The organism is Stutzerimonas stutzeri (genome assembly GCF_038561965.1).
GTDB classification, from domain to species: domain Bacteria; phylum Pseudomonadota; class Gammaproteobacteria; order Pseudomonadales; family Pseudomonadaceae; genus Stutzerimonas; species Stutzerimonas stutzeri_AA.
The window spans coordinates 1,287,507-1,313,896 of sequence record NZ_CP139348.1; the positions used below are offsets into that span (position 1 = coordinate 1,287,507).

The 26,390-nt window shown below is 61.5% G+C and carries 23 protein-coding genes and 5 tRNA genes; 24 read left to right on the forward strand and 4 right to left on the reverse strand.

What is annotated here, in order from left to right:
- Positions 1-50 precede the first annotated feature (50 nt).
- Positions 51-413 (forward strand): VanZ family protein, encoded by a 363-nt coding sequence (locus tag SM130_RS05770; RefSeq protein WP_102823188.1) that lies wholly within the window; start codon positions 51-53, stop codon positions 411-413.
- A gap of 299 nt (positions 414-712) precedes the next feature.
- On the opposite strand, the gene SM130_RS05775 is transcribed toward SM130_RS05770, so the two are convergent.
- Positions 713-788: transfer RNA gene (locus SM130_RS05775), tRNA-Asn, on the reverse strand.
- A gap of 102 nt (positions 789-890) precedes the next feature.
- Positions 891-2,087: an amino acid aminotransferase gene (locus SM130_RS05780; protein WP_102823189.1), complete on the reverse strand. Its 1,197-nt coding sequence runs from the start codon at positions 2,085-2,087 to the stop codon at positions 891-893.
- 295 nt (positions 2,088-2,382) lie between these two features.
- Here SM130_RS05780 and uvrB point away from each other — a divergent pair, with 295 nt between their 5' ends.
- The 7 genes from uvrB to SM130_RS05815 all read left to right on the forward strand — a co-directional run bounded on the left by uvrB (position 2,383) and on the right by SM130_RS05815 (position 7,357).
- Positions 2,383-4,398, forward strand: a complete 2,016-nt coding sequence (gene uvrB / locus SM130_RS05785; RefSeq protein WP_102823190.1) for an excinuclease ABC subunit UvrB — start codon at positions 2,383-2,385, stop codon at positions 4,396-4,398.
- 199 nt (positions 4,399-4,597) lie between these two features.
- Entirely contained in the window at positions 4,598-6,079 is a 1,482-nt protein-coding gene (gene gltX, locus SM130_RS05790) for a glutamate--tRNA ligase (RefSeq protein WP_102823191.1), read from the forward strand.
- Between the two features lie 167 nt (positions 6,080-6,246).
- Positions 6,247-6,322 (forward strand) — tRNA-Ala (locus tag SM130_RS05795).
- Positions 6,323-6,397: 75 nt separating this feature from the next.
- Positions 6,398-6,473: transfer RNA gene (locus SM130_RS05800), tRNA-Glu, on the forward strand.
- Between the two features lie 44 nt (positions 6,474-6,517).
- Positions 6,518-6,593: transfer RNA gene (locus SM130_RS05805), tRNA-Ala, on the forward strand.
- Between the two features lie 46 nt (positions 6,594-6,639).
- Positions 6,640-6,715 (forward strand) — tRNA-Glu (locus SM130_RS05810).
- 192 nt (positions 6,716-6,907) lie between these two features.
- Positions 6,908-7,357: an acyl-CoA thioesterase gene (locus SM130_RS05815; RefSeq protein ID WP_102823192.1), complete on the forward strand. Its 450-nt coding sequence runs from the start codon at positions 6,908-6,910 to the stop codon at positions 7,355-7,357.
- 14 nt (positions 7,358-7,371) lie between these two features.
- On the opposite strand, the gene SM130_RS05820 is transcribed toward SM130_RS05815, so the two are convergent.
- Positions 7,372-7,623: a hypothetical protein gene (locus SM130_RS05820; RefSeq protein ID WP_102823193.1), complete on the reverse strand. Its 252-nt coding sequence runs from the start codon at positions 7,621-7,623 to the stop codon at positions 7,372-7,374.
- Between the two features lie 99 nt (positions 7,624-7,722).
- Here SM130_RS05820 and dinB point away from each other — a divergent pair, with 99 nt between their 5' ends.
- The 4 genes from dinB (at position 7,723) to gspM (ending at position 11,304) form a co-directional block, all read left to right on the forward strand.
- Positions 7,723-8,787 carry a DNA polymerase IV gene (dinB, locus tag SM130_RS05825; protein WP_102823194.1) on the forward strand — a complete coding sequence of 355 codons (1,065 nt, stop codon included), beginning with the start codon at positions 7,723-7,725 and terminating at the stop codon, positions 8,785-8,787.
- Positions 8,788-9,108: 321 nt separating this feature from the next.
- Positions 9,109-10,029, forward strand: a complete 921-nt coding sequence (locus tag SM130_RS05830; RefSeq protein ID WP_102823195.1) for an MSHA biogenesis protein MshI — start codon at positions 9,109-9,111, stop codon at positions 10,027-10,029.
- On the forward strand, positions 10,029-10,634 hold the full coding sequence (locus SM130_RS05835; protein ID WP_102823196.1) for a PilN domain-containing protein: 606 nt from the start codon (positions 10,029-10,031) through the stop codon (positions 10,632-10,634). Before SM130_RS05830 ends, SM130_RS05835 begins: the two co-directional genes overlap by 1 nt.
- Positions 10,627-11,304 carry a type II secretion system protein GspM gene (gspM, locus tag SM130_RS05840; protein WP_102823197.1) on the forward strand — a complete coding sequence of 226 codons (678 nt, stop codon included), beginning with the start codon at positions 10,627-10,629 and terminating at the stop codon, positions 11,302-11,304. The genes SM130_RS05835 and gspM overlap by 8 nt, the downstream gene beginning before the upstream one ends.
- 79 nt (positions 11,305-11,383) lie before the next feature.
- On the opposite strand, the gene SM130_RS05845 is transcribed toward gspM, so the two are convergent.
- Positions 11,384-11,575, reverse strand: coding sequence for a hypothetical protein (locus tag SM130_RS05845; RefSeq protein ID WP_342369125.1), 192 nt, complete (start codon positions 11,573-11,575; stop codon positions 11,384-11,386).
- 47 nt (positions 11,576-11,622) lie between these two features.
- On the opposite strand from SM130_RS05845, the gene mshL reads away from it, so the two are divergent.
- From mshL to SM130_RS05905, 12 genes are all read left to right on the forward strand, one after another.
- The gene (mshL, locus tag SM130_RS05850) at positions 11,623-13,224 is read left to right on the forward strand and encodes a pilus (MSHA type) biogenesis protein MshL (RefSeq protein ID WP_102823198.1); all 1,602 of its coding nucleotides are present in this window, start codon (positions 11,623-11,625) and stop codon (positions 13,222-13,224) included.
- Between the two features lie 8 nt (positions 13,225-13,232).
- Positions 13,233-14,162, forward strand: coding sequence for an ExeA family protein (locus tag SM130_RS05855; RefSeq protein WP_102823199.1), 930 nt, complete (start codon positions 13,233-13,235; stop codon positions 14,160-14,162).
- Complete coding sequence (locus SM130_RS05860) at positions 14,159-15,526, forward strand: tetratricopeptide repeat protein (protein WP_102823200.1); 1,368 nt, start codon at positions 14,159-14,161, stop codon at positions 15,524-15,526. The genes SM130_RS05855 and SM130_RS05860 overlap by 4 nt, the downstream gene beginning before the upstream one ends.
- Positions 15,523-17,250 carry a GspE/PulE family protein gene (locus tag SM130_RS05865; RefSeq protein ID WP_102823201.1) on the forward strand — a complete coding sequence of 576 codons (1,728 nt, stop codon included), beginning with the start codon at positions 15,523-15,525 and terminating at the stop codon, positions 17,248-17,250. The genes SM130_RS05860 and SM130_RS05865 overlap by 4 nt, the downstream gene beginning before the upstream one ends.
- Before the next feature lie 84 nt (positions 17,251-17,334).
- Complete coding sequence (locus SM130_RS05870) at positions 17,335-18,573, forward strand: type II secretion system F family protein (protein WP_102823202.1); 1,239 nt, start codon at positions 17,335-17,337, stop codon at positions 18,571-18,573.
- A 99-nt stretch (positions 18,574-18,672) separates the two neighbouring features.
- Complete coding sequence (locus SM130_RS05875) at positions 18,673-19,203, forward strand: prepilin-type N-terminal cleavage/methylation domain-containing protein (RefSeq protein WP_102823203.1); 531 nt, start codon at positions 18,673-18,675, stop codon at positions 19,201-19,203.
- A 22-nt stretch (positions 19,204-19,225) separates the two neighbouring features.
- Positions 19,226-19,663, forward strand: coding sequence for a type II secretion system protein (locus SM130_RS05880; RefSeq protein ID WP_102823204.1), 438 nt, complete (start codon positions 19,226-19,228; stop codon positions 19,661-19,663).
- 92 nt (positions 19,664-19,755) lie between these two features.
- Entirely contained in the window at positions 19,756-20,223 is a 468-nt protein-coding gene (locus SM130_RS05885) for a pilus assembly FimT family protein (protein WP_102823858.1), read from the forward strand.
- On the forward strand, positions 20,223-20,777 hold the full coding sequence (locus SM130_RS05890; protein ID WP_102823205.1) for a type II secretion system protein: 555 nt from the start codon (positions 20,223-20,225) through the stop codon (positions 20,775-20,777). The genes SM130_RS05885 and SM130_RS05890 overlap by 1 nt, the downstream gene beginning before the upstream one ends.
- On the forward strand, positions 20,777-21,682 hold the full coding sequence (locus SM130_RS05895; protein WP_102823206.1) for a PulJ/GspJ family protein: 906 nt from the start codon (positions 20,777-20,779) through the stop codon (positions 21,680-21,682). Before SM130_RS05890 ends, SM130_RS05895 begins: the two co-directional genes overlap by 1 nt.
- Complete coding sequence (locus SM130_RS05900) at positions 21,672-22,067, forward strand: pilus assembly protein MshP (protein WP_102823207.1); 396 nt, start codon at positions 21,672-21,674, stop codon at positions 22,065-22,067. The genes SM130_RS05895 and SM130_RS05900 overlap by 11 nt, the downstream gene beginning before the upstream one ends.
- A gap of 304 nt (positions 22,068-22,371) precedes the next feature.
- Complete coding sequence (locus SM130_RS05905) at positions 22,372-26,094, forward strand: DUF6701 domain-containing protein (RefSeq protein ID WP_146029718.1); 3,723 nt, start codon at positions 22,372-22,374, stop codon at positions 26,092-26,094.
- The last annotated feature ends 296 nt before the right edge of the window (positions 26,095-26,390 follow it).

The following is a 26,390-nucleotide window of genomic DNA, read 5'->3' on the forward strand; positions in this document are numbered from 1 at the left end:
GCCGTCCTCTTTTTTTATGCCTTGCGCCTTCGAGTGAGAGACCCTTTCTTATGCCCTATCTGCGAGTATTGCCTTTTCTGATCGTGCTGGCGGTCGTGCTCTTCAATGGCTTGAAGCCAGAGCCGGTACCGCAGCTATTCAATCAGCAAGACAAGCTGCATCATTTGCTGGGCTTTGCGGCCCTGGTGTTCACGCTACGCCTGGGTTTTCCTCGCATACCGTTCATCTGGGGGCTATGTCTGACCGTGGCCGCGGCCCTGCTGATCGAGCTCGCTCAGGGACTACTGCCGCATCGCACGGCATCCCGCTGGGACATGCTGGCCAATGTGCTGGGCGTTCTGTTGGGCTGGGGTTGCTCCATGCTGGCTCACGGCTGGTGGCGGCAGCGGCTTGGCGAGCCGCTACCGGAGTGACCCCCGCGATCTGGACTCGACTGCGCCAGCAGAACGCGCTTCAGCGCGGCCCCGAAGGGGTGAGCGAAGCGAATAACCTGGGACGCCGTCCCTGATGAGAGTCCGGCGTCCATAAAAAAGCCCCGGTATCTAACCGAGGCTTTCGAATTTGGCTCCGCGACCAGGCTCGACTGCGCCAGCAGAACGCGCTTCAGCGCGGCCCCGAAGGGGTGAGCGAAGCGAATAACCTGGGACGCCGTCCCTGGTGAGAGTCCGGCGGCCATAAAAAAGCCCCGGTATCTAACCGAGGCTTTCGAATTTGGCTCCGCGACCAGGACTCGAACCTGGGACCCAATGATTAACAGTCATTTGCTCTACCGACTGAGCTATCGCGGAACAACGGTGCGTATCCTACTGTTTGCAAAAGAGAAGTCAACCCTCTGCGGCAGTAGGCGCGGCGCCATTTCGGGGCCTGAAAAGGCCCCGAAACGGAGTCGATCAGAGCACCTGAACGATGGCGTCAGTGACGTGGCCGATGTTGTTGCGGTTCAGTGCGGCGGCGCAGATGCGGCCGGTGCTGATGGCGTAAACACCGAACTCGACGCGCAGCCGTTCGACCTGCTCAGCCGTAAGGCCTGAATAGGAGAACATGCCGCGTTGGGCTGCCACGAAGCTGAAATCCGTCTTCGCGCCTTTGGCTGCCAGTTGCTCGACCATGCTCAGCCGCAGTTCACGGATGCGGCTGCGCATCTCGCCCAGCTCGGCTTCCCACATGGCGCGCAGTTCCGGGCTGTTGAGCACCGAGGCGACAATGGTGGCGCCATGCGTCGGCGGGTTGGAATAGTTGGTGCGAATGACGCGCTTGACCTGCGACAGCACCCGCGCGGACTCCTCGCGGCTCTGGGTAACCATCGATAGCGCGCCGACGCGCTCGCCGTACAGCGAGAAGGATTTGGAAAACGAGCTGGAAACGAAGAAGGTCATGCCCGACTCGGCGAACAGGCGCACGGCAGCGGCGTCTTCCTCGATGCTGTCGCCAAAACCCTGATAGGCAATGTCGATGAACGGAACATGATCCTGGGCGCGCAGCACATCGAGAATCTGTTTCCAGTCATCCAGGTCCAGATCGACGCCGGTCGGGTTATGGCAGCAGGCGTGCAGCACGACGACGGAGCGGGGCGGCAGGTTCTTCAGATCATGCAGCAGGCCGGCGCGGTCGATGCCGTGGTTGGCGGCGTCGTAGTAGCTGTAGTTCTGTACCGGGAAGCCGGCCGATTCGAACAGTGCGCGATGGTTTTCCCAGCTAGGGTTGCTGATGGCAACCACGGCATCGGGCAGCAGGCGTTTGAGGAAGTCGGCGCCGACCTTCAGTGCTCCGGTGCCGCCAAGCGCCTGGGTAGTCACGACCCGGCCTTCGGCAATCAGCGAAGAATCTTCGCCGAACAGCAGCTTCTGTACGGCTGCGTCGTAAGCGGCGATGCCTTCGATCGGCAGGTAGCCGCGCGGCGCGTTGGCAGCGATGCGGGCATGTTCCGCCTCGACTACGGCGCGCAGCAGGGGAATGCGACCTTGTTCGTTGTAATAGACACCGACACCGAGATTGACCTTGTTCGGCCGCGTGTCGGCGTTAAAGGCTTCATTGAGGCCGAGGATAGGATCGCGCGGCGCCATTTCGACAGCAGAGAACAAACTCATGGTGAGGGGGCTCGAAAGAGAAGAGTGACTAGATTCACCACCCTCGCGTCGGCGCGCAGGGTGATGCGCAAACGGGGCGGTAGTATAGCGGTCATGCTTATTGCCTGCGATATGCTACCGAGGTTTTCTGATCACTTTCGGTGCGTTTTGCGTAGCGGAAAGATGGGCGGTTTCCCAAGTGTTGCGCGCCCATCTGCGGCAGGAGTTTTAAGGTCTGCTCGCCGTCGCGCCAAACTGCTGAATGGCTGTCGAAGAACCGGCCGCCAAGCTCGCACACGTTACCTAGAGAGGCGAAATGTCCAAATTCGAACTGGTCACCCGTTTCCAGCCGGCCGGCGATCAGCCGGAGGCGATTCGGCAGATGATCGAAGGCATCGAGGCGGGGCTGTCGCACCAGACGCTGTTGGGTGTAACCGGCTCCGGCAAAACCTTCAGCGTCGCCAACGTCATTGCCCATGTTCAGCGGCCGACACTGGTATTGGCGCCGAATAAGACACTGGCCGCCCAGCTCTATGGCGAATTCAAGGCGTTCTTTCCGAACAACGCCGTGGAGTATTTCGTTTCCTACTACGACTACTACCAGCCGGAAGCTTACGTACCGTCTTCGGATACCTTCATCGAGAAGGATGCGTCGATCAACGACCACATCGAGCAGATGCGCCTGTCGGCCACCAAGGCGCTGCTGGAGCGATCAGATGCGATCATCGTTACCACTGTTTCATGCATCTATGGTCTGGGCGATCCGCAGTCCTATTTGAAGATGGTGCTGCATGTGGATCGTGGCGATCGGCTCGATCAGCGTGAACTCCTGCGCCGCCTGACCGGCCTGCAATACACGCGAAACGACATGGATTTCGCCCGCGCCACCTTTCGCGTACGCGGCGACGTGATCGACATCTTCCCGGCGGAATCGGACCTGGAAGCTGTGCGTATCGAGCTGTTCGATGATGAAGTGGAAAGTCTTTCCGCATTCGATCCGCTGACCGGCGAGGTGATCCGCAAGCTGCCACGCTTCACCTTCTACCCCAAGAGCCACTACGTGACGCCACGGGAAACCTTGCTCGACGCCATCGAGAAGATCAAAGACGAGCTGCGTGAGCGGCTCGACTACCTGCGCAGTCAGAACAAGCTGGTGGAGGCGCAGCGGCTGGAGCAGCGCACTCGCTTCGATCTGGAAATGATAGTGGAGCTCGGCTATTGCAATGGCATCGAGAACTACTCGCGCTATCTCTCCGGTCGCGACGCAGGCGAGCCGCCTCCGACCCTGTTCGACTACCTACCCGCCGATGCGCTGCTGGTGATCGACGAATCCCACGTTTCGGTGCCGCAGGTCGGCGCTATGTACAAGGGCGACCGATCGCGTAAGGAAACCCTGGTGGAGTACGGCTTCCGTCTGCCGTCGGCGCTGGACAACCGGCCGATGCGTTTCGACGAGTGGGAGGCGATCAGTCCGCAGACGATCTTCGTTTCCGCCACGCCAGGGCCTTACGAGGCCGAGCATGCCGGGCGGGTGGTCGAGCAGGTGGTGCGTCCGACCGGTCTGGTCGATCCGCAGATTGAAGTGCGTCCGGCACTGACGCAGGTCGACGATCTGCTTTCGGAGATTCGCAAGTGCGTGGCCAAGGAGGAGCGGGTGCTGGTCACCACGCTGACCAAACGCATGGCCGAAGACTTGACTGACTACCTCAGCGACCACGACGTGCGGGTGCGCTACCTGCACTCGGACATCGATACCGTGGAGCGCGTTGAGATCATCCGCGACCTTCGCCTGGGCACCTTCGACGTGCTGGTTGGCATCAACCTGCTGCGCGAGGGCCTGGATATGCCCGAGGTGTCGTTGGTGGCGATCCTCGATGCGGACAAGGAAGGCTTCCTGCGCTCGGAGCGCTCGCTGATCCAGACCATCGGGCGTGCCGCGCGCAACCTCAATGGCCGCGCCATCCTCTATGGCGACAACATCACCGGCTCCATGCAGCGTGCCATGGACGAGACCGAGCGCCGGCGAAACAAGCAGATTGCCTTTAACGAAGCCAACGGCATTGTGCCAAAGGGCGTGACGAAAGACGTGCGCGACATTCTCGAAGGTGCAACCGTACCGGGCTCGCGCAGCAAGAAGCGGCGCGGTGAAGCCAAGGCGGCGGAGGAAAGTGCGCGCTACGAAAACGAGCTGCGTTCGCCGAGCGAGATCACCAAGCGGATCCGCCAGCTGGAAGAGAAAATGCTAAGCCTGGCGCGCGATCTGGAGTTCGAGGCGGCTGCCGAGGCACGCGACGAAATCCACAAGCTGCGCGAGCGCCTGCTGCAGGTCTGAATGGCCTGGCGCTTTTTCCGCCCGTATCGTCGCAAGGGTGCATCTTCCCTGGCTCCCTGAAATGGTCGCGCCTCATGCTCCGCATTGCTGTGCCCGTCAGCCGGTAAGGCGTTGGCGTCCGGCTGGAGCCGGCCGCGCCTCGCCTGTTAACATTCGGCACTTCTGTTTTTCTGTTCGTCCTTTTCGTTCGAGAGCATTCATGACCACCGTCCGCACCCGTATTGCGCCATCTCCCACTGGTGATCCTCACGTTGGAACCGCCTATATCGCGCTGTTCAACCTGTGTTTCGCCCGTCAGCACGGCGGTCAGTTCATCCTGCGCATCGAGGATACCGATCAGGTACGCTCGACTCGTGAGTCCGAGCAGCAGATCTATGATGCGCTGCGCTGGTTAGGCATTGAATGGGACGAGGGCCCCGATGTCGGCGGCCCGCATGGCCCGTACCGGCAGAGCGAGCGCGGCGAGATCTACAAGAAGTACTCGGACGAGTTGGTCGGCAACGGCCATGCGTTCCCGTGCTTCTGTAGCAGCGAGCGTCTGGATCAGGTGCGTGCTGAGCAGATGGCGAACAAAGAAACGCCACGCTACGACGGTCATTGCATGCACCTTGATCCGGCCGAGGCTCAGCGCCGCATCGCTGCCGGCGAATCCCACGTGATCCGCATGAAAGTGCCGAGCGAAGGCGTGTGCCAGGTGCAGGACATGCTGCGCGGTACCGTTGAGATCGGCTGGGATCGCATGGATATGCAGGTGCTGATGAAGGCCGATGGCCTGCCGACCTACTTCCTCGCCAACGTTGTCGACGATCACCTGATGGGCATCACTCATGTGTTGCGCGGCGAAGAGTGGCTGCCGTCGGCGCCCAAGTTGATCAAGCTCTACGAGTACTTCGGCTGGGAGCAACCGCAGCTTTGCTACATGCCGCTGCTGCGCAATCCGGACAAGAGCAAGCTGTCTAAGCGCAAGAACCCAACCTCGGTGACCTTCTACGAGCGCATGGGCTTTATGCCGCAGGCGATGCTCAACTACTTGGGGCGCATGGGTTGGTCGATGCCCGATGAGCGCGAGAAATTCACGCTGGACGAGATGGTCGAGCATTTCGACATCAATCGTGTGTCCCTGGGCGGGCCGATCTTCGATCTGGAAAAGCTGTCCTGGCTGAATGGCCAATGGCTGCGCGAGCTGTCGGTCGAGCAGTTCGCTGCGCAAGTGCAGAAATGGGCGTTCAATCCGCAGTACATGATGCAGATCGCGCCGCACGTGCAGCAGCGCGTGGAAACCTTCAGCCAGATTGCGCCGTTGGCTGGCTTCTTCTTCTCAGGTGCGTTGCCGCTCGATCCGGCGCTGTTTGCGCACAAGAAACTCGATGCCGTACAGGTGCGCCAGGTGATGCAGCTGATCCTGTGGAAGCTCGAGGCGCTGCGTCAGTGGGAGAAGGACCGCATCACGGCCTGCATCACGCAGGTTGCGGAGCACCTCGGCTTCAAGCTGCGCGATGTGATGCCGCTGATGTTCGCGGCTATCACTGGCCAGGCCAGTTCGGTATCGGTTCTGGACGCCATGGAAATCCTCGGTCCGGATCTGACGCGCTTCCGTCTGCGCAATGCGCTTGAGCTGCTCGGGGGCGCCTCGAAGAAGGAAGCCAAGGAGTGGGAGAAGCTGCTCGCGACGATCGCCTGACGGGTTCGAGAAAGGGTGATGCAGCGGGTCAGCCTCGCCGTAGTGCGATGTGTTACCGCCCGTCGGCGGTAAGTAGTTGTTCCTAATGCCAAAAAATCTTCGGCCCGTTCGAAATTGTTGTTGACACTGCAGGGGTGCGCACCTAATATGCGCCCCGTCCTCGAGATGGGGCTATAGCTCAGCTGGGAGAGCGCTTGCATGGCATGCAAGAGGTCGACGGTTCGATCCCGTCTAGCTCCACCAAATCTCGAAGAGCAGAATTGCCACCAACCTGTATTTGCGAAGATAAGAAATACAGGTTGCGCTTGAAGGGTTTGCGTCCCCTTCGTCTAGTGGCCTAGGACACCGCCCTTTCACGGCGGTAACAGGGGTTCGAGTCCCCTAGGGGACGCCATTATTCAGCGATGTTTACATCGCGCGTCGAGAGACGATAAATCTGGGGCTATAGCTCAGCTGGGAGAGCGCTTGCATGGCATGCAAGAGGTCGACGGTTCGATCCCGTCTAGCTCCACCAATCACGGCTTGCCGATAGGTTGTTTCGGTAAGTTTGCGAAGGTTTCGTCCCCTTCGTCTAGTGGCCTAGGACACCGCCCTTTCACGGCGGTAACAGGGGTTCGAGTCCCCTAGGGGACGCCATTTTTATTGCCCGTTTTGGGCTTCAAGGGGTCATCTTTCATGAGATGGCCCTTTTTGTTTTGTGCGATGGAAAAGCAGGGCAGGGCGGCTGGTTTCTGAATATCGCACCATTGCTCGCGGTAACCTGCGTGACTCGCTGGCTTTGCTGCGCTTTCATAGGCCATCGCAATCAGTCATCGAGGCATCTGACCAATGAGCTGGGATCAGCCGCAAGCATTCATCATCGACCTGCAGGTGCAATCCGAGCACATCGATGAGCTCGGGCATGCCAACAATGCCGTCTACGTGACGTGGTTGGAGCGCTGCGCCTGGGAGCACTCACAAAGCCTTGGGCTCGGAATAGACGACTACCACCGCCTGGACCGGGCCATGGCGGTGTTGCGGCACGAGATTGACTACCTGGCTGCAGCCTATGAGGGTGATGCTCTGAGTCTCGGAACCTGGATATCCGAGTCGGACCAGCGGCTTAGGATGAAGCGCAGCTTCCAGTTGATCAGGCCGGCCGATGGCACAACCCTGCTGCGTGCGCAGACCACCTTCGTCTGTATCGAACTCTCCAGCGGGAAGCCCAAGCGCATGCCGCCGGAGTTCATCGACGGCTACGGCAAGGCGCTGGTGCAACCGTACCCGCTGGAGCTGTAACCGGACGGACTTGGCTAGCCGCGTTGCTCGGGCTTCATTACGTCGCTCTCGCGGCGTTTTTCGGCATCTTCTCGCCAGTCGTCCTGCACTTCTTCTTTCATTCTCTGCTTGTCGCCGTCCTTGTTCTCGCGCACGTGATCGTCACCGTGCTTTTCCTGCTGCGTATTGGTGCCTTGCGGTTGAGTGTTCATCATGTCCTGGTCAGCCATCGCGGCCGCGGAAAAAAGACCGCTCAGGACGATTGCGCCTGCATACAAGATTTTCATCTGAACCTCCGACTATCGGGGCGGTAAAGGACTTACCATCTGAATAACCGACCTGTCGCGCTGAAGATTCGTTCACTCCTGCCCGGTGCCCCGTTTTTCGTGAGTCAACCCAGCCTTCGCAAAATCATCCATATCGATTGCGACTGTTTTTATGCCGCTATCGAGATGCGCGACGACCCAAGCCTGGCCCGGCGGCCAATTGCAGTGGGTGGCGCTGCCGATCGACGCGGCGTCATCGCGACCTGCAATTACGAGGCGCGCGCGTACGGGGTGCGTTCGGCCATGGCCTCGGGGCATGCGTTGAAGCTGTGCCCCGATCTGCTCATCCTGCGCCCGCGCATGGATGCCTACCGGGAGGCGTCGCGCGAGATTCAGAACATCTTCCGCACCTATACCGAGCTGATTGAGCCACTGTCGCTGGACGAGGCGTACTTGGATGTCACCGCCTGCGAGCACTTTTCCGGCAGCGCCACGCGTATCGCCGAGGACATCCGTCGACGCGTCTGGCAGCAACTGCGCATCACTGTCTCGGCAGGTGTCGCGCCGAACAAGTTTCTCGCCAAGATCGCCAGTGAATGGAAAAAGCCTGACGGCCTTTTCGTCATCACACCAGCGCAAGTCGATGAATTCGTACAAGCGCTCGAGGTCAAGCGGCTGCATGGCGTCGGGCGGGTCACCGCGGAGAAACTTGGGCGGCTGGGCATCCGTACCTGCAGCGACTTGCGTGAATGGGGCAGGCTGGAGCTGGTTCGCGAGTTTGGTGCGTTTGGCGAGCGGCTCTGGGGGTTGGCGCGTGGTATCGACGAGCGTGCGGTGCAAGTCGAGAGTCGTCGGCAGTCGGTGAGTGTCGAGCAAACCTACGATCGTGACTTGCCTGACCTTCCTGCTTGCCTGGAGCGACTGCCCGAACTGCTTCAGCAGCTTGCTACCCGTATGGCTCGGCTCGACAGCGGCTACCGGCCAGGCAAGCCATTCGTGAAGCTTAAATTCCATGACTTCAGCCAGACCACGCTGGAACAGGCCGGCGCCGGGCTTGAGCTCGAAGACTATGCAGACCTGCTGGCCATGGCGTTCTCCCGTGGCGCCAGGCCGGTCCGGTTGATCGGAGTCGGCGTGCGGCTGATCGATCTGCGCGCTGGTTTCGAGCAGTTGAGCCTGTTCTAGCGTTGGCGATCAGCTCAAGACTAAAAGTTCCTTAAAGGCTGGACCGTTCGTCAGGCTGACTATTTTGTGACCAAATCGTGCGACGAAAGGTGGCGGCCCTAGTAGCGAGGTGCTCCGGTTTAGACCAGAATGCGCGCGTTATTTGGCGTCTTTTGATTGACGTTTTTTTAGTGCGCGATTGATTTACGACAATATTTGGGCGCATCACTGGCTTTGTCAGGGGCTAGATGGATGGCATTATGCTATCTGTTCATGCCCTCAGTAATCGATTCTCTGCACTTAAGCAGTTGAGTACCGACATTCTTGGCGAGGGAGCCAGTGGTGGGTCTGTTTTCCAAATCCAAGAATTTCAAGCCAGCCGGCGTCCTCGGTCTCGAGGTGGGTCCGCAGGGCGTCGCGCTTGCGCATGTGGTACGCCCGCACGACGGCCGACCTGAACTGCTGTGCTGTGAACATCTCGAGGGGGCGGTTGAGGCTCAGCCCGCGCTGCTCGAGCAGGCAGTTAACGCACATGCGCTTGATGGCATGCCGGTGAACCTGCTGCTGCATCCGTCCGAGTATCAGATGTTCCTTCTCGAAGCACCCGATGTGCAGCCGCAGGAGCTTCGCGACGCCATGCGCTGGCGCATCAAGGACATGATCAGTCAGCCGCTCGATGACGTTGTGATCGATTGCTTCGCATTGCCTGAGGATGCCTACCGCGGCCGTAACCGCATGGTCTACTGCGCCGTTCTCGAGAAAGCCCGTATGCAGCGCCATGCCCAGTTCGTGCGGCAAGCAGGGCTGCGCATGGCGAGCATCGATATCACCGAGCTGGCGTTTCGCAACCTGGGATCTTTGGCTGGCGCTGACGGAATCAATCTTGCGCTGCTGCGCCTGCGCACCAGCGAGGGCCTTATCTGCACCCAGAACGGTACCGACATTTACATGGCGCGTCGTATCGAGCACGGGCTCGCCCGAGCGGCCCAGGATCTTGGAAGCATGACGTTGGAGATCCAGCGCTCGCTCGATTATTTCGAAAGTCAGCTTGGCAAGGGCTACATCAGTCGATTGATGTTGCTGCCCATGAAGCAGGACGGTGAGCGGACCTTCCAGGGGTTGGCCAGCGGCCTTGCGGTGAATCTGCAGCGGCTTGATTTGCGGGAGCTATTCCCAGGGCAGCCTGCTGCCGACCTTTCCGAATCTCGACAGGCGTTCTGTTTGGGTGCAGTCGGCGCTGCCCTGCGTCAGGAAGCCGTCTGATGCAGAACGTCAATCTCTACCAGCGCGAACGCCGTCAGCAGGGTGGCCCGCGGCCGCGGCAGATGCTGGTTGGCGTTTGCCTATTGGTTCTGGCATTGCTCGCCCACGGCATCTGGCAAGGCTGGAACCTGCAGCAGAGCGTGGCGACACGGCAGCATGCCGAGGCTCAGGCGCGCGAGGCCGAAGCGCAGCTGCAAACATTCAAGGCCAACTACCGCGAGCCGACACTGGACCCCCGCCTGCCAGCGCAGCTAGCCGAGCGCGAAGCGGAGAATCGCCATCTGCAGCGTCTCGCGGAGCATCTGCGAACCCTCGACAGCCAGCTGCGTGGTGGTTTCGCCCCGTTGCTGGCCGCGCTTGCCGATCGACACCCGCCCAGTGGGCTTTGGCTAACCCGGATCCGCTTGCAGGCAGGTGGCAGCGACATGCTGCTGCGTGGCTTGAGCCAGGATCAGGAGTTGCTCCCGCTTTACCTGGAAAGTCTCGGCCGCAGCGAAGCACTGCAGGGTCGTGAGTTTGGCAGCTTCGATCTGCAACGCGATGACAGCGGCCTGCTGCTTTTCCGATTGGCATCGAGATCCGCAAAGGGGGCCGATGATGAGTAGTGCTCTGGATCTCCTTCGGCAGCGTTGGGGAACATTGGCGCCACGTGAGCAATGGCTGAGCATGCTGGTCGGCGCGGCATTGCTGGGCATGCTGTACCTGATGCTGGTCGCTGAGCCGCTCGCCCAGCGAATCGCTCAGCAGGATAGTCAACGTCAGCTTGCCGAAGCACGCCGTCTGGAAGCCAGCAACGCATTGCTTGAGCTTCAGGCCCGGCTCGCCGCCGATCCCAATCGGCCATATCTGGACGCTCTCGATGCCGCAAAAATTGGCCGCGAGCGGATTTTGCACAGCATCGACGAGGGAACCAGCTCGTTGATTTCACCTGCGCGGATGAAAGCGCTGCTGCAGGATTTGTTGCGTCGGCAGCCGCGGCTGCAGATGGTGGGATTGCAAAGTTTCAGCGCGCCATTGGAGCTCCCTGCCGCTCCGTCAGATACCGCGAGTGCCGCCGCGTCTCCGACCGTTGGTTTCTACCGTCATGGGGTGCGTCTGACCCTGCAAGGTGGTTACTTCGACCTGCTCGATTATCTGCAGACCGTGCAGAACAGTGGCTGGCGTCTGCATTGGGACAGCCTGGATTACCACATCGAGGAAGCCGGGCCGGACAAGGCTCGGATCACTCTCGAACTGCATACTTTGAGCCGTGACGCGGGGTGGGTCGGTGTCTAAATTTTTCTGTGTGGTCGGGCTGGCCTTCTTGCTGCCGGCGTCGGCTTTTGCGCTTGACCCAACCAGACCACCTGCCGCCCTAATTCAGGCCACCGCAGAGCACAAAGCCCCGGCGGCTGCCATGCATCTGCAGGGCATATTCCGTGGCGCCGATGGCGCCCGTGCGGTACTCAACGGGCAGTCGCTGCGGGTGGGCCAGCGTCTGGCTGATGCTCGAGTCCTGGCTATCAATACGAATTCCGTCCTGATCGAACGTGATGGCCAGCAGCAACTGCTGCGTCTGGTCGCGCCGGTCATCACTCCGAGTCAAACCCGACCATGATGCCGACCCTCTTGCCGCGTCTCGGCTTGCTGAGCCTGTTCTGCCTGCTGGCTGCCTGCCAGACGTTCGAGGACGGCGACAGGCGCCTCTACGAACAGAGCAACCGCCTGTTCGAGGAAAGCCTGCAACAGAGCCAGGCCAAGGCGCTGCCGCCACCTTCCGTGCAGGCCGCCTTGATTCCACCGTTAAGTATCGACGGCAGTTCGGCTGTCAGCGGCCCGCGCTTCGACGTGGTAGCCAACGACATGCCGGCGCGCGAGTTCTTCCTCAGTCTGATGGACAGCGCGGGGCAGAACCTGCTGGTGCATCCGGCTGTGACCGGCAATATCACCTTCAGCCTGCGCAATGTGACATTGGAAGAAGTGCTTGCAGCGGTTCGCGACAGCTACGGATATGACTATCGGCGCACCAGCTATGGCTACCAGATTCAGGCGAATACCGCGGTAACCCGCACCTATGACCTGAATTACCTCAACCTGAAGCGTCAGGGTATGAGCGATACCCGGGTCAGCTCGGGTCAGGCCACCACCAGCGATAACACTGGCACAGGTGCCGGTGGCACTACCACCAGTACAACCTCCAGCACCGTCAATGCCAGCCAGTTGCTGACCAGCAGCAACGTCGACTTTTGGGGCGAGGTGAGTGAAGTGGTGGCGATGATGATCGGCAGCGAGGCAGGCAACAGTGTCGTGGTCAACCCGCAGGCCGGTCTGCTCGTGGTTCGTGCGTCCAGTGGCGATCAGCAGGCCGTCGAGCGCTTCCTGCAACAGGCGCAGCGCAACCTGCAGCGTCAGGTGATCCTCGAGACGAAGATCCTCGAGGTGAACCTGTCGGACGGCTTCCAGTCGGGCATCAACTGGGCCCAGCTGGGTTCCATGGGCAACGCCAATATCGCGTTGGGCTTACAGGGCGATGCCCTGAGCGGTGTTAACAACGTGGGCGGCGTGTTCAGCGCAGCGGTCAGCGTAGGCGATTTCAACGGGGTGCTGCAGCTGCTGGAAACCCAGGGCGATGTGCGCGTGCTGTCCAGCCCGCGGATCTCGACGTTGAACAACCAGAAAGCGGTGATCAAGGTCGGTACCGACGAGTTCTTCGTCACTGACGTATCGACGACCACCACCTCGCTTGCCGGCGGCACCACCGCACCGGACCTGGACATCACCTTGACGCCGTTTTTCTCTGGCATTTCCCTGGATGTGACGCCACAGATCGACGAGAACGATCAGGTCACGCTGCACGTGCGGCCGACCGTCAGCCGTGTCCAGGACCAGAACAAAAGCATCCAGCTGGGCAGCTCGGATAATGTCTTCAACCTGCCGCTGGCCTTGTCGACCACGCGCCAGTCCGACTCAATCGTGCGGGCCCGCAGCGGTCAGGTCGTGGTCATTGGCGGCCTGCTGGAAAACCGTAACAGCAACAACGACGCCAACATTCCATGGGCTTCCAAGTTGCCGGTGGTTGGGGGGCTGTTCCAGCAGCAGCGCAAATCTTTACAGCAGACCGAGCTGGTCATCCTGGTGCGTCCGCAAGTGATCGACGATCAGGTCTGGGTCGACGAGCTGCGTCGCAGCGCCGATTCGTTTCGGCAGGTTAGGTAGGCCGCGGTATGTACGAGGCATTCTTCGGCCTGCGCGAGAAGCCATTCGCGCTGACGCCGAACACCGGCTTCATGGTCCAGCTTCCGCCTTATCAGGCCTGCTTGAACCTCTTGCGTGTGGCTTTGGCCGAAGGCGAGGGCTTCGTCAAGGTCACTGGCGAGGTGGGGACCGGCAAGACACTGCTTTGCCGTGCGCTGCTCAAGCAGCTCGAACCGGAGCGTTACCAGCTTGCCTGGTTGCCAAACCCGTCGCTCGAACCGCGAGCGCTGCGCCAAGCCCTCGCGCATGAGCTGCACGTGCCTGCGGTCGAGCAGCTGGATGACCATGGGCTGCTTGCCGCGCTGCATCGGCGCCTGATCGAGCTGGCGAGCGAAGGCAAGAGCACCGTGGTGTTGATCGACGAGGCGCAAGCCTTGCCGCCTGCCACCCTGGAAGCCCTGCGCCTGCTGACCAATCTGGAAACGGAGCAGCGCAAATTGCTGCAGGTGGTGCTGTTCGGCCAGCCGGAACTGGATGTCACCCTTGCCAGCGACGCTTTCCGCCAGCTGCGCCAGCGCGTCACGTTCTCCTATCGTTTGCAACCGCTCGATGTCAGCGACGCGCGCCGCTATCTGGACGAGCGTCTGGCGGCCGCCGGTTACGAGGGTGAGCCACTGTTCCAGCCGTCAGCCGTGCGGCTGCTGGTCAAGGGTAGCGGCGGTATCCCTCGACTGATCAACATCCTGGCCAACAAATGCCTGATGGCCGCCTTTGGCGAAGGCCAGCGGCGGGTCGCCTGTCGCCATGTGCGACGCGCATTGGCCGATACCGAAGGCGCGCGCCCCTTCGTGCGTGCTGTCTCACCGCTGCGTTGGGCCATCTTGGCTGGCGCTGCAAGCGTAAGCCTGGTTGTAGGCGTATGGCCCTGGTTGTACCCGTTCGTTGAGGCATCGCTATGAGTCTGGTCAACGACATGCTGCGTGATCTCGAAGCCCGCGGCGCAGCGTCCGGCGGGCAAGGTTCGCTCGGCGGCATGCGCTCCGTTGACGAGGCTGCAGCGGCGCGTCGTGAGCGCGCGGTGCGGTTGCGCCGCTGGCTGCTGCCACTTATCGCCGTGCTGTTGCTGATCTGGGCCATGGCCGCTGCGCTTCAGCGCTTGCCTGAAGCCGCCGTGCCGCAGGAGGCACCGATCGCCATCGCTCCGGTTGTCACCGCTGCGCCAGCGGTTCAGCTATTGGATGTTCTGCCGCAGCAAGACGGCGCTCGCTTCGTGCTGCAGTTGCTGCTGAATCGATCGATCAGCTACCAGCGCACCGATGAAGGCGGCGCGATCAGCCTGCGTTTGCCTGGCGTGACGCTTGTTGGCGATGCACGACACGGTCGCGTCGAGAACAACGGGCTGAATCTGTCTTGGCGGGTAGAGCAGCAGGGCGATCAGGTGCAGGTGTTGCTGATTGGCATGACGGACCGGCTCGACATCCGTGATCGCATCGAGCCCGCTGGCGGCCATGCGCAGCTCTGGTTAGAAGTGCGCATGGGTGGGGCTTCAGAAACCGAGCCCGAGCTGATCGAGCTGCCCGTTGCCGAGCCGGCGCTGGATGAGTCGAGCCTGCCTGATTGGGTGACCCGCACAGCGTCAGCGGACCAGGCCGCTTCGGTGATCGCTCCGGATGCTCGACCAGTCGCCAAGGCAGCGCCTGCGCAGTTAGCCACGCCGCAGGTATCACCGAAGCCGACCGTGCAGATTGGCAGCCATCGGCCAGATGCATTGGCGCAGGCGCGAGATGCCCTGCAGCAGCAGAACTACCCACGAGCAATCGAATTGCTGCAAGCGCTGCATGCCGCACAGCCGGAAAACCCCGAGCCGACGCGCTGGTTGGCACGCACCTACCTTGCCGCTGGGCAAATCGAGCCGCTGCTCGCTTGGCTGCCCGCTCAGCTTCAACGACGCCCCTTCGACGCCGAGCTGCGCACGCTGCTTGCGCGTGGCCAGTTGCAGAGCGGCGACAAGCTTGCTGCGCTGGCGACCTTGAAACAGAACGCGCCCTCGCTTGCCGATGACCCCAGCTATTTCGCCCTGTTGGCTGCATTGCAGCAGCAGGTTGGTGACTGGCCGGGCAGCGTTGCGGTTTACCGCCAACTGGTCGCTGGACAGCCTCAGCAGGCGTCCTGGCAGCTGGGCCTGGCCATCGCGCTGGAGCAGATCGACCAGCCCGCCCAAGCTGCCCGCCATTACCGCCTGGCCGCTCAGGGGCGGGGGCTCGATGACAACTCGCGGCGCTTCGCCGCCGAACGTGCCGGCGCGCTTGGAGCGATTCGATGACAGTTCAAGATATGCGCCAACGCAAGATTCGCCTCGGCGATCTGCTGGTCCAGGCCGGACTAATCAGCGACGCCCAGCTGCAACAGGCGCTGCAGGATCAGAAACGTACCGGCTCCAAGCTCGGCCGCACGGTGCTGGACCTTGGCTTTATCGACGAGGGCCGCCTGCTGCATGCGTTGTCCGAGCAGCTGCAGATTCCTTTCGTCGAACTGAAACACTACAAGTTTGACAATCAGCTGACCCAGAGCCTGCCCGAGGCAGTGGCTCGACGCTTCCGCGTGATCGTGCTGTCCCGCCAGGCTGATGGCCTGCTGGTGGGTATGACCGATCCGCTGGATATTTTTGCCCAGGATGAGATCGAGCGCCTGCTCGGCAAGCGCGTCCACCCAGCCGTGGTGCGTGAAAGCGAACTGCTAGGCGCTCTGGATCAGCTCTACCGGCGCACCAGCGAAATCGCCTCGTTGGCCGGCGAGCTGGAAGGTGAACTGCAGGAAAGCGACTTTGACCTCTCGCGTCTGGGTGCCGAAAGCAACAGCGATGCACCGGTGGTGCGCTTGCTGCAGACCTTGTTCGAAGACGCCGTGCAAATGAAGGCTTCGGACATCCATATCGAGCCGGACGAAGGCGTGGTCCGCATCCGCCAGCGGATCGACGGCGTGCTCAACGAGCAGGTAATGAAGGAGCACCGTGTTGCTTCGGCGCTGGTCATGCGTCTGAAGATCATGTCCGGCCTGGATATTTCGGAAAAGCGCCTGCCGCAAGACGGCCGCTTCAATATCCGAGTGAAGAACCGCAACCTAGACGTCCGTGTATCGACGATGCCGGTGCAGTTCGGCGAGTCGGTTGTCATGCGTCTGCTCGACCAGAGCGGCGCCATGTTCAAGCTCGAGGGCACCGGTATGCCGCCGGCCATGCTCGAGCGCTTCCGGCGCCTGCTGCAGCGTCCGCACGGCATGGTGCTAGTCACTGGCCCAACCGGCTCGGGCAAGACCACCACGCTCTATGCCGGGCTTTCCGAGCTGAACAGCCCGGAAAAGAAGATCATCACCGTCGAAGACCCGGTCGAGTACCGCCTGCCGCGTGTTAATCAGGTGCAGGTCAATGCGAAGATCGAGCTGACCTTCGCCCGGGTGTTGCGCGCCGCACTGCGTCAGGACCCGGACATCGTCCTGGTCGGCGAGATCCGCGATCAGGAAACCGCCGAGATCGGCCTGCGCGCTGCGCTGACCGGCCATCTCGTGCTCTCGACTCTGCACACTAACGATGCGCTGACCTCGGCCATGCGCCTGATCGACATGGGGGTTGAGCCGTTCCTGGTGGCCACAGCGCTCAACGCCGTGCTGGCGCAGCGGCTGATACGCAGGGTGTGCGAAAACTGCATGGAGGAAGAACAGCCCGATGCGCGCCAGCTCGCCTGGCTGGAGTCGCTCCATGGTGCGCCGCTGCGTGAGCATCGCTTCAAACGCGGTAGTGGTTGTCACCAGTGCCACAACAGCGGCTACGCAGGCCGCGTCGGTGTGTACGAATTGCTGGAACTGGACGAGCCGATGATCGCCGCGTTGCGTCGCGGCGATCCACAGGGTTTCGCCGAAGCCGCGCGCCACCAGGCGCACTATCGGCCGCTCGCGGCTTGCGCGCTGGATTACGCAATCGCCGGTATCACCAGCGTCGAAGAAGTGCTGAAAGTCTGCGCCACTCTGGCGGATGACGAGGTACTCGCGTGACAGCCCGTTATCTGCTGCCTTCGGTCGCCGTGCTGAGCGCCAGCATCATTGCTAGCGAGCGGCTGCTCGGTGAGGACCGCGCCGATGCCTAGCTTCCGCTATACCGGCCGCGACCTGCATGGAGCGCGAGTTTCCGGCGCACTCGATGGTGCCAGCGCAGATGCCGTGGCCAGCGAACTGGTAGCCCGGCAGATCACACCGCTGACTATCGACGCACAGCGCGCCCAGGCCGCGAGCGTCGACGTATTAGCCCTGCTGCGTAACAAGCTGCAGCGCAAGCGCGTCGACCTCGATGAGCTGATCATCTTCAGCCGGCAGATGTACAGCCTGAACAAGGCCGGGGTGCCGATCATTCGCGCCATCGGCGGTCTGGCGGAATCCAGTCGCAACCTGTATTTCCGCGGGATTCTGCAAGACGTGCGCGCCAGCCTCGAAAGTGGGCAGTCCATGGCCGTTGCGCTCAATGCCCATCCCAAGGTGTTCAACAACCTGTTCGTCAGCATGGTCAGTGTCGGCGAGAACACCGGCCAGCTAGATCAGGCCTTCAAACAGTTGTCGGCCTATCTCGAACTGGAGCGCGAGACACGCAAGCGCATCAAGCAGGCGACGCGCTACCCGATTTTCGTACTGGTCGCCATGGGCGTTGCACTGGGGGTGATCAACCTGCTGGTGATCCCGGCCTTCGCCAAGGTCTTCGCCCAGTTCCACGCGCAGCTGCCCTGGGCGACACGCTTGCTGATCGGTACTTCCAACTTCATGCGGGACTATTGGTGGCTGTTGCTGCTGGGCATCGTTGGCGGACTTTACGCCTTCTTCAAATGGATCGAGACCGATGCCGGGCGACTGCGCTGGGATCGCATCAAGCTGCGCCTGCCGATTGTCGGCGGTATCTTCGAACGGATAGCCCTGGCTCGTTTCACCCGCACCTTCGCGATGATGTATCGCGCCGGCGTGCCGCTGCTACAGACCCTTTCGATCAACAGCGCCAGCGTCGGCAATCAGCATATCGGCCAGGCCATTCTCGGCATCCGCGAAAGTGTCGAGCGCGGCGAAGCGCTGACCCGCTCTGCCCATAGCTCCGGCCTGTTCACCCCATTGGTATTGCAGATGATGGCCGTCGGCGAAGAGACCGGAGCGCTGGACGACCTGTTTATCGAGGTCGCTGACTTCTACGAGCAGGAGGTCGACTACGACCTCAAGCAGCTGGCCGATGCCATCGAACCGATTCTCATCGTCTGCATGGGCGTGATGGTGCTGATTCTTGCGCTCGGCGTGTTTCTGCCGATGTGGGAGCTGGGCAGCGCAGCGCAGGGCAGGGGCTGACGACGGGATTACAGCCGCTGGTCGGGCCAAACGGCGCGCCAGCACGGCAATTGCTTAGGGACCGATCTCGGAGAACATATGACGGAAAAACGGCGACAGATGGACGCGAGACAACAAGCGGGTTTCACCATGATCGAGTTGGTCGTGGTGATCGCAATCCTCGGCATTCTTGCCGCGGTAGCGCTGCCACATTTCATCGACTCGGCCAAGGACGCCCACCGCGCCAGCGTACGTAATGCCGGCGGAGCGTTCGTATCGGCCGTGTCTCTAGTGCGCGGCCAGTACGAACTCAACCGCAACGGCGGCAGCAACAGCTGCCTGGCGGGCAACTGCCAGATCAATGTGCAGGGCTACGGCAATGGCGCGATAGACGTCAACGCCAACGGCTGGCCCGTCGGCACCGAGCGCAGCGGCACGCCGCTGGGTAATGCCAGCATGACTGCGGGCGAGTGTCGCAACCTCTGGAACAACCTGCTACAGGCCTCATCGCAAAGCCTTGTCGGCACTAACCCGGCATTCACCGCTACGGCTAACGGCACCCGCTGCCTTTACACCTACAACCTCGATGGCGGTGACGACGTCATCGAATACAACGCCAATACCGGCGAAGTCTTCGTCAACTTCAACTGAGTATTACCAAGGAGCAACAACCATGAAGAAGCAACAGAGCGGTTTCACCATGATCGAGTTGATTATGGTGATTGTTATTTTGGGGATTTTGGCGGCGTTTGCTTTGCCGAGATTTGCTGATTTTGGAAAGGATGCGAAAGTGGCATCTATTAATGGAGCAGCCGGGGCGATGAAGTCTGCTTCAGCGATTGCCCATGCCGCTTACATAGCGACGGGCACCAAGCCAGAATCAGTGAAGCTGGAAGGAGTTGATGTTCAACTTTCAAACGGTTATCCGAGTGCAACTGGCATCCTGACCGCAGCGCAGATAACTTCTAATGACTACGATGTTTCTACTGCAGGTACCGTAGCTGTGAAGAGCACTACTGATTGCAAAGTAGTTTATGCCGAAGCTACCAGCACAGGTACTCCTGCGGTGATAACACCGCCATCTTTCACTGTGACAACCAGCGGCTGCTAAGCCGGTCAGGCCGGCGCAGTTTGTCGATGCCGAATTCGTTCCTGCTGGATCGAAGTCGCCCTGCAGCCTGCGCTAGTAATGGGCCAATGCCAATGCGCATCCCCCAAGGCGGTTTCACAGTCGTCGAGCTCATCCTCGTCCTGATGATCGTAGGTGTGCTTGCCGCTGTGGTGGGCCCCCGGTTTTTTGATCGCCAAGTGTTCGATGAGCGCCTGTACTTCGAGCAGAGCCTGACCGCCGTGCGTTACGCGCAGAAGCTCGCGCTGTCGAGCGGTTGTTCGATCCGCGCGCGGGTCGACAACGGTGGTTACTCGTTAAGCTACGCTAGCGCCTGCGGCGCCGTCCCCGCAGGCGCTTTGGTAAGCAACCCTTCCGGTGTCAGCTACGCCGCCGGACTTCCTTCCGGGGTGAGCGTGCAGCAGGCGCTGGACGTCACCTTCAATTCCCGCGGCTGTGTGGCCGCCGGCAGTGCCTGCGGCAGCGGCAGCCAGATCGGTCGGGTCGGCGGTTTCAGCCTGGCGATACATGCCGACACTGGTTTCGTTGAGGCCCACCCCTGATGCCTCGATTTTTTCCGGATCCAAACGGAGCGCGCAGAATCTCCGCTGACGCTAAAGCCCATTCGCTAGCGCGCCCAGCCAAGCATCGGCAGGGTGGCATGACCTTAGTCGAGCTGGTCATCAGTATCGTCATCATCGGTATTGCGGTGGCCGCGCTTTATTCGGCCATGGCATCCATTACTGGGCGTTCGGCTGATCCAATGCTGCGCCAGCAGGCGCTGTCCATTGCTGAAGCCTATCTGGAAGAGATCAGCCTGCAGTCTTTTCCCACCAGCACGAACTGTGCGGCTTCGGCCAACGGCTCCGGCCGCGCCGGCTTTGACGATGTCTGCGATTACAACGGGCTGACCTATCCCGGAGCACAGCCGTTAGCGCCACGTAGTGCTTTTTCCATCTCGCCTATTGCGGGTCTCGAGGGTTATCGCGTGCAGGTACAAGTGGCACCGGTGACGCTCAACAGCCTGAGCGCAGCGAACGCCCTGCGCATTCTGGTGACCGTTACGGACCCAGCGGGTCAGGATCTCAGCCTCGCCGGCTATCGAGCGCGTTACTGATGGGCAGAGTCGCGGATTCCAAAGGCAGCGCGCGTACCGACGCGCGTGGCTTTACTCTGGTTGAGCTGATTATGGTGATTGCCCTGGCGGGCGTGGTCGCAGTAATGCTTGCGACCGTGTTGAACAATCCGATGCAGAGCTTCGTCGATCAGAGCCGTCGTGCCGAGCTGGTCGATCTAGCCGCGACCGCACTCAACCGCATGGCGCGCGATGTACGGTTAGGCGTGCCGAATACCCTGCGCGCCCGCGACTCCCAGACGCTGGAGCTGCTGCTAATCGATCAGGCTGGGCGCTATCGGGCGAACCAGCATGGCGGTGCCGGCGTGCGTTTCGACCCGCCTCGTTGCCCGCCCAGCAGCGCCTGCAGCATCGAGGTGCTCAGCCCTGGCGTCGACTCGGTACAGGTGGCTGCGGCGCGCTGGATGGTGATCTACAACATCGGTACCAGCTCGCAGGGTGACAGCGTCTGGCCGCCATTCAACCAGAACGCCAGCACCTCTGCGGCAGTCATTACGCCAAGCGGTGTGAGCTTTAGCCATGCGTTGGGTGCGCTTACGTTGGGCGGCACGACGGCAAACAACTTTCGGTTCAAGTTTGCTTCGCCGCAGCATCGTTTCTACCTAGTGCGCGATGTGGTGGGCTATCGCTGCGACGGTCCCGGTACGGATGCCGCCGGCAACGGCACCGGCGTGATTCGACGCGCGACCTTTGGCAGCCTCGCCGCGACTTACGGTTATAGCGCAGCCAACAGCGCAGTGCTGGTCGATTCAGTGGCCGCCTGCCAATTCAGCTATGCCCCCGGCACCAGCACACGTGGCGGTCTGGTAAGCATTCGCCTGACGTTGAAGAAAAACAATGAAGAGATCGTCTTGCTGCAACAGGTGCATGTCGACAATGCGCCTTGATGCCCGTCAGCGCGGCTTTGGTCTGGTGGCCGCGCTGTTCATCATTATCGTCATTGCCTCGGTGATTGCGGCGATGACTCACCTGGCGCTTAACCAGAGCGCCACCAACAGCATGAGCCTGCAGCAGGCGCGCGCCTATCAGATGGCCCAGGCTGGACTGGAGTGGGGAATCGCCCGCGCAGTGGCGAACCAATCTTGCGCGGCGACCTTCACGCTCGAAGGCTTTTCGATCGCCGTCGCGTGTACATCGAGCTCGGCCGGAGCGGTGGCCGAAGAGAACAAGACCGTCAGCTTCCGCCAGATCACCGCGACCGCGCAGTACGCGGCAGCGGGAAGCCCGGACTACGCTTATCGCCAGTTGACTGCAGTCGTGGAGTTGCCATGAGTCGTGCTTGCCAGACGCGCGAGGACTCCTCGCCATCCATGCCCGTTGCGCCAGGTGGGACCGTGAGCGATACGCCCCTGTGCGGGCAGGGCCGGAAGGCGGCTCTGTCATGATCAAGCGGACTCTTTTGCTGTTGCCTCTGCTCCTGTGGACTCTGCCCGGCTGGGCTGCGACCTACACGTTCAGCAGCGATACTCTTTTCAATCCTATTTCACCTCCGCCTTGCTCCGGCAGCTGGAGTCAGTCGGGCAGTACCTTTAACTGTAGCGGCCGGGTTGTGCTGGCCGCGGGCGACGTGCTTCGGGTGTCCACGGTGTTCTGGGAAGGCCTGGGCGATATCCGGGTGGTTGCCAATGGAGGCTTTGCTCTCAGTAGTGGTGTCACCATAGGCACCTCGGCCAAGAACATCTCGCTCGAGTCGACCTTTGGCACGATCGACGGGTCGGGCAACAACACGATTCGCGGCTCGATAACGACCGGCAGCGGTGCGGTCAACCTGGTGGGCAGCAACAACCAGGTCTTCGGTTCGGTTACCGGGAACAGCGGTTCGCTGAGTATCAATGGCGGCACCATCAGCGGCTCGGTCTCCAGCAATGCCTCGGTCAGCTTGACCAACGGCAGCGTGAGCGGAAGCGTGTATGGCGGCAACGGCGTGACCATCAACGGCATGTCGGTGAGCGGAGACGTGACCGGTGGCGGGGCATTCGATCTTCGCACCAGCAATGTGGGTGGTCTGGTGCAGACCACAGGATTGATCACGACCAATGGCACGGTGGTGAGCGGAACGCTGACCTCCACAAACGGCAGTATCAGTCTAACGGGCGGCAGCATCAGCGGCTTGGTACGCAGCGGTTGCTGCACGGTCACCACCAACGGTACCAACCTGCTCGGCGGCGCCCGCTCGGATTCGTCCGGACTGCAGATCACTGGCGGAACCATTCAGGGTAACTTCCACGCAGCCAACAACGCCGCGCAGTTCAGCGGGGTTAACATGGTTTCTGGCAGCGTAACGGGAGCTGGATCGGCCACGTTCACCAGCAGCACCTTGGGCAGCGCCGAGCTTCCGATCAGCGTTACCACGGTCAGCGGGGCGGTGACGCTCAACAGCACCACGGCCTTCGGTGATTTCACCGCCCCGAGCTATTCGACCATCTTCGTCAACAGCCCCAGCACGGTGATCGGCACCTGCCTCCCCAACTCCACTCCGGCTAATGCCTGTCGGCCACCGGCTGTGCCGAGCTGTCTCAACGACAGTTTCAACCGCGCAGCCCTCGGTAATGACTGGGCTGTGACTAGCCGAAATGGCAGTTTCGGCGTGCCGCGCATTATCGGCAATCGCCTGCGCCTGACCGACAACAGCGGCAACGTCGCCACTGGCGCCACCGTGCAACGCCTGGTGCCAGCAGCCGGCAATCTGGTGCAGATCGAGTTCAAGTACTACGCCTACAACGGCTCTGGGGCCGATGGTGTGGCGGTGATCTTCTCGGATGCTTCCGTCACACCGCAGCCGGGTGGCTACGGCGGCTCGCTGGGCTATGCGCAGCTCAACGGTGTCAGTGGTTTCTCCGGCGGCTGGCTGGGTATCGCACTGGACGAATTCGGCAACTTTTCCAATCCGACCGAAACCCGCGTAGGCGGACCGGGCGCGCGGGCCGACTCGGTATCCATTCGCGGGTCCGGCAGCGGCACCAGCGGTTACCGGTACCTGCGCGGGGCCGCGGCCAACCTCAACCCGGGCGTGGATGTATCCGGCACGACGCCTGGTCCGGGGCATACCTACCGCATCACCCTCGACAGCCGGATCGCCGGTCGCACGCTGGTCAGCGTCGAACGCAATACTGGTGCAGGATTCGCAACCCTGATCGCGCCCTTCGATGCCCAGGCCGAAGCTGGCCAGGCGGCGCTGCCGCAGAACTTTTTCGTCACCTTCACCGGCTCCACCGGCGGCTCGAACAATGTCCACGAACTAGACGATCTATCGTTCTGCGCGGATCGGCTAGAGGCGATCGGTCAGCAGATCGACCACTTTCGCTTCGAGTACTCAGGCGATGCGGTGACCTGCAATCCGCAGCCTGTGACCATCCGTGCCTGCCTGGACAGCGCCTGCAGCAGCCTCTTTACCGACCCGGTTACGGTCACCCTGACGCCGAACAACGGGTGGACCGCTACGGCACCGGCGTCTGTCAGCGGTGGCAATGTTCTGAGTTTCAGTGGTGGGGTGGCCAGTGCGCAGTTGCGAAATGGCGCGGTTGGCGCCGTCACGCTCGGCATAACGGGTTCTGTTCCGGCGACCAAGCCGCTAAGTGTGCCGGTATGTTCGACTAGCAATTGTCGGATCACCTATGCCGACAGCGGTTTTATCTTCGATGCGCCAACGCTGATTTCGGCCCGAACGCAGAGCAATATCCCGCTACGGGCCGTTCGCTCGAGCAACAATGCTCAGCTCTGCGTGCCTGGCTTCGCCAACGTCACGCGGACGCTTCAGTTCAGTTCGATCTATGTCGACCCCGCCAGCGGCACCCAGCCGGTGGTGGTCAACGGCACCAATGTCAGTACCAGTCCTACCGGCGTTGCCCTGGCATTCGACACGACCGGCAGCGCCTCGCTCGCGGTTCGCTACGACGATGCGGGCCAGATGCGTCTGACGGCGATCTATAACGGCAGCGCCGCAACCGGCGACAACGGGCTGAGCATGACGGGTACCGATCCCTTCCTGGTCAAGCCATACGGGCTTTGTCTGGAAACCGATTCGCTCTGCACGGCGGCAGGGGTGAGCGGGACCTGCCCTGTCTTCGCTGCACGAGCCGGTGACAATTTCCCTTTGCGCATCCGTGCGGTGGGCTGGCAGACCGACGGTGAGCTGCTGAACGCTGAGGCGCTGTGCGTGGGCAATCCGACCACGCCGAATTTTCGCTTGGCTGGTATCGGACTTTCCAGTCAGTTGGTAGCGCCCGTGCCGGGTAGCGCCGGGACCCTATTGCCACAAACCTACGAGCATGTACTGGGAACTCAGACCAGTGTGTCCAGCAGGCTTTCCGAGGTCGGTGTCTTCAGGCTGGTCGCCACCCCGCCGGCATATTTCGGTGAATCCATCGGTGGGGGCAGCAGCGCACTGGTGGGCAGGATCATTCCGGCCTCCCTGGGCGTGCAGGGGTCGGCCGCGCTGCAGCCCGCGTGCGGAGCTTTCAGCTATCAGGAACAGGCCGTGGATTTCGTCCAGCCGCCTACGCTCGTCGCTACCGGACTCAATCGTCAGGGGGCTGTCACCAATAACTATGATCGGGAGCCTTTCTGGCGATTGAACCCACCGGCGCTCTCGCTTCTTCCTACCTCCGAAACGGGTCGGCCCGGCCTTGATGGCAGAATTACCGCCCAGGGCAGCGTCAGCGTGGCGCAATTAGACGCCGTCTCTGGCGATGGAGAGATGTCCTTCGTCTGGTCGGGCCGTCAGCTTATTTACCGCAGTGCTTTGCAGCCCAGTAGCGAGGATGCGCCGATCGCCATTCTCGCGCGGCAATCGTTTTCCGCGGCCGAACTGACCGATAAGGACGGTGCATGCTTCGGCGGCACTACGTGCCAGCCTTACTCCTTCACCTTCGGGGGGAGTGAGCTGCGCCTGGGTCGGCTGAGCCTCGACAACGCGCACGGTTCCGAGCTGAAGGGGCTGAGCCTGCCGCTACGCATCGAAAGCTGGCGCGACGGAGCTTTCCAGACCGAAACGCAAGATACTTGTTCTGCCCCGTTGCTCGGCAATCCTGCACTGGTTGTGGACACTTTTACCGGCAATTTGTCTGCTGGGGAAACGACGCCGAGTCGCAGCGGCCCCACAGCAGGTATTGGGCAGATCCTGATGAGCGCGCCTGGCGCGGGCAATGATGGTTCGGTGCAGGTCGAGCTACCTGGATCGCCGGCGTGGCTGCTGTACGACTGGAATGGTACTGGACGCCAAACCGCGCGCGGCTTGGCGAGCTTCGGCATCTACCAAGGCTCACCGCCGTTGATCTTCCGCCGCGAACTCTATCGCTAGAACGGCTGAAGGGCCGCTGTTGCGGCCCTTCAGGTGAGCGGTATTAAAGAGGGGAATCCCTGGCCTGCCTGTACCAGGGTCCCCGAAACTGGTTGATTCAGTCTATGCACTGGATGTGCCAGTTTCGTGAACGCCGGTAGACGGGTTTACTTGCGCAGGCGCTGAGCGTCGGAATCCGCGGCGTGGCGGGAATAGGGGCGTCGAGGCGAATGGGCCGTGAGGGCGGTACCGACAGATGATTGTTCAGCGATCTCGCGTGAAAGCGGTGCGCAAGCCTTGCGGCATGCGCAGATTTG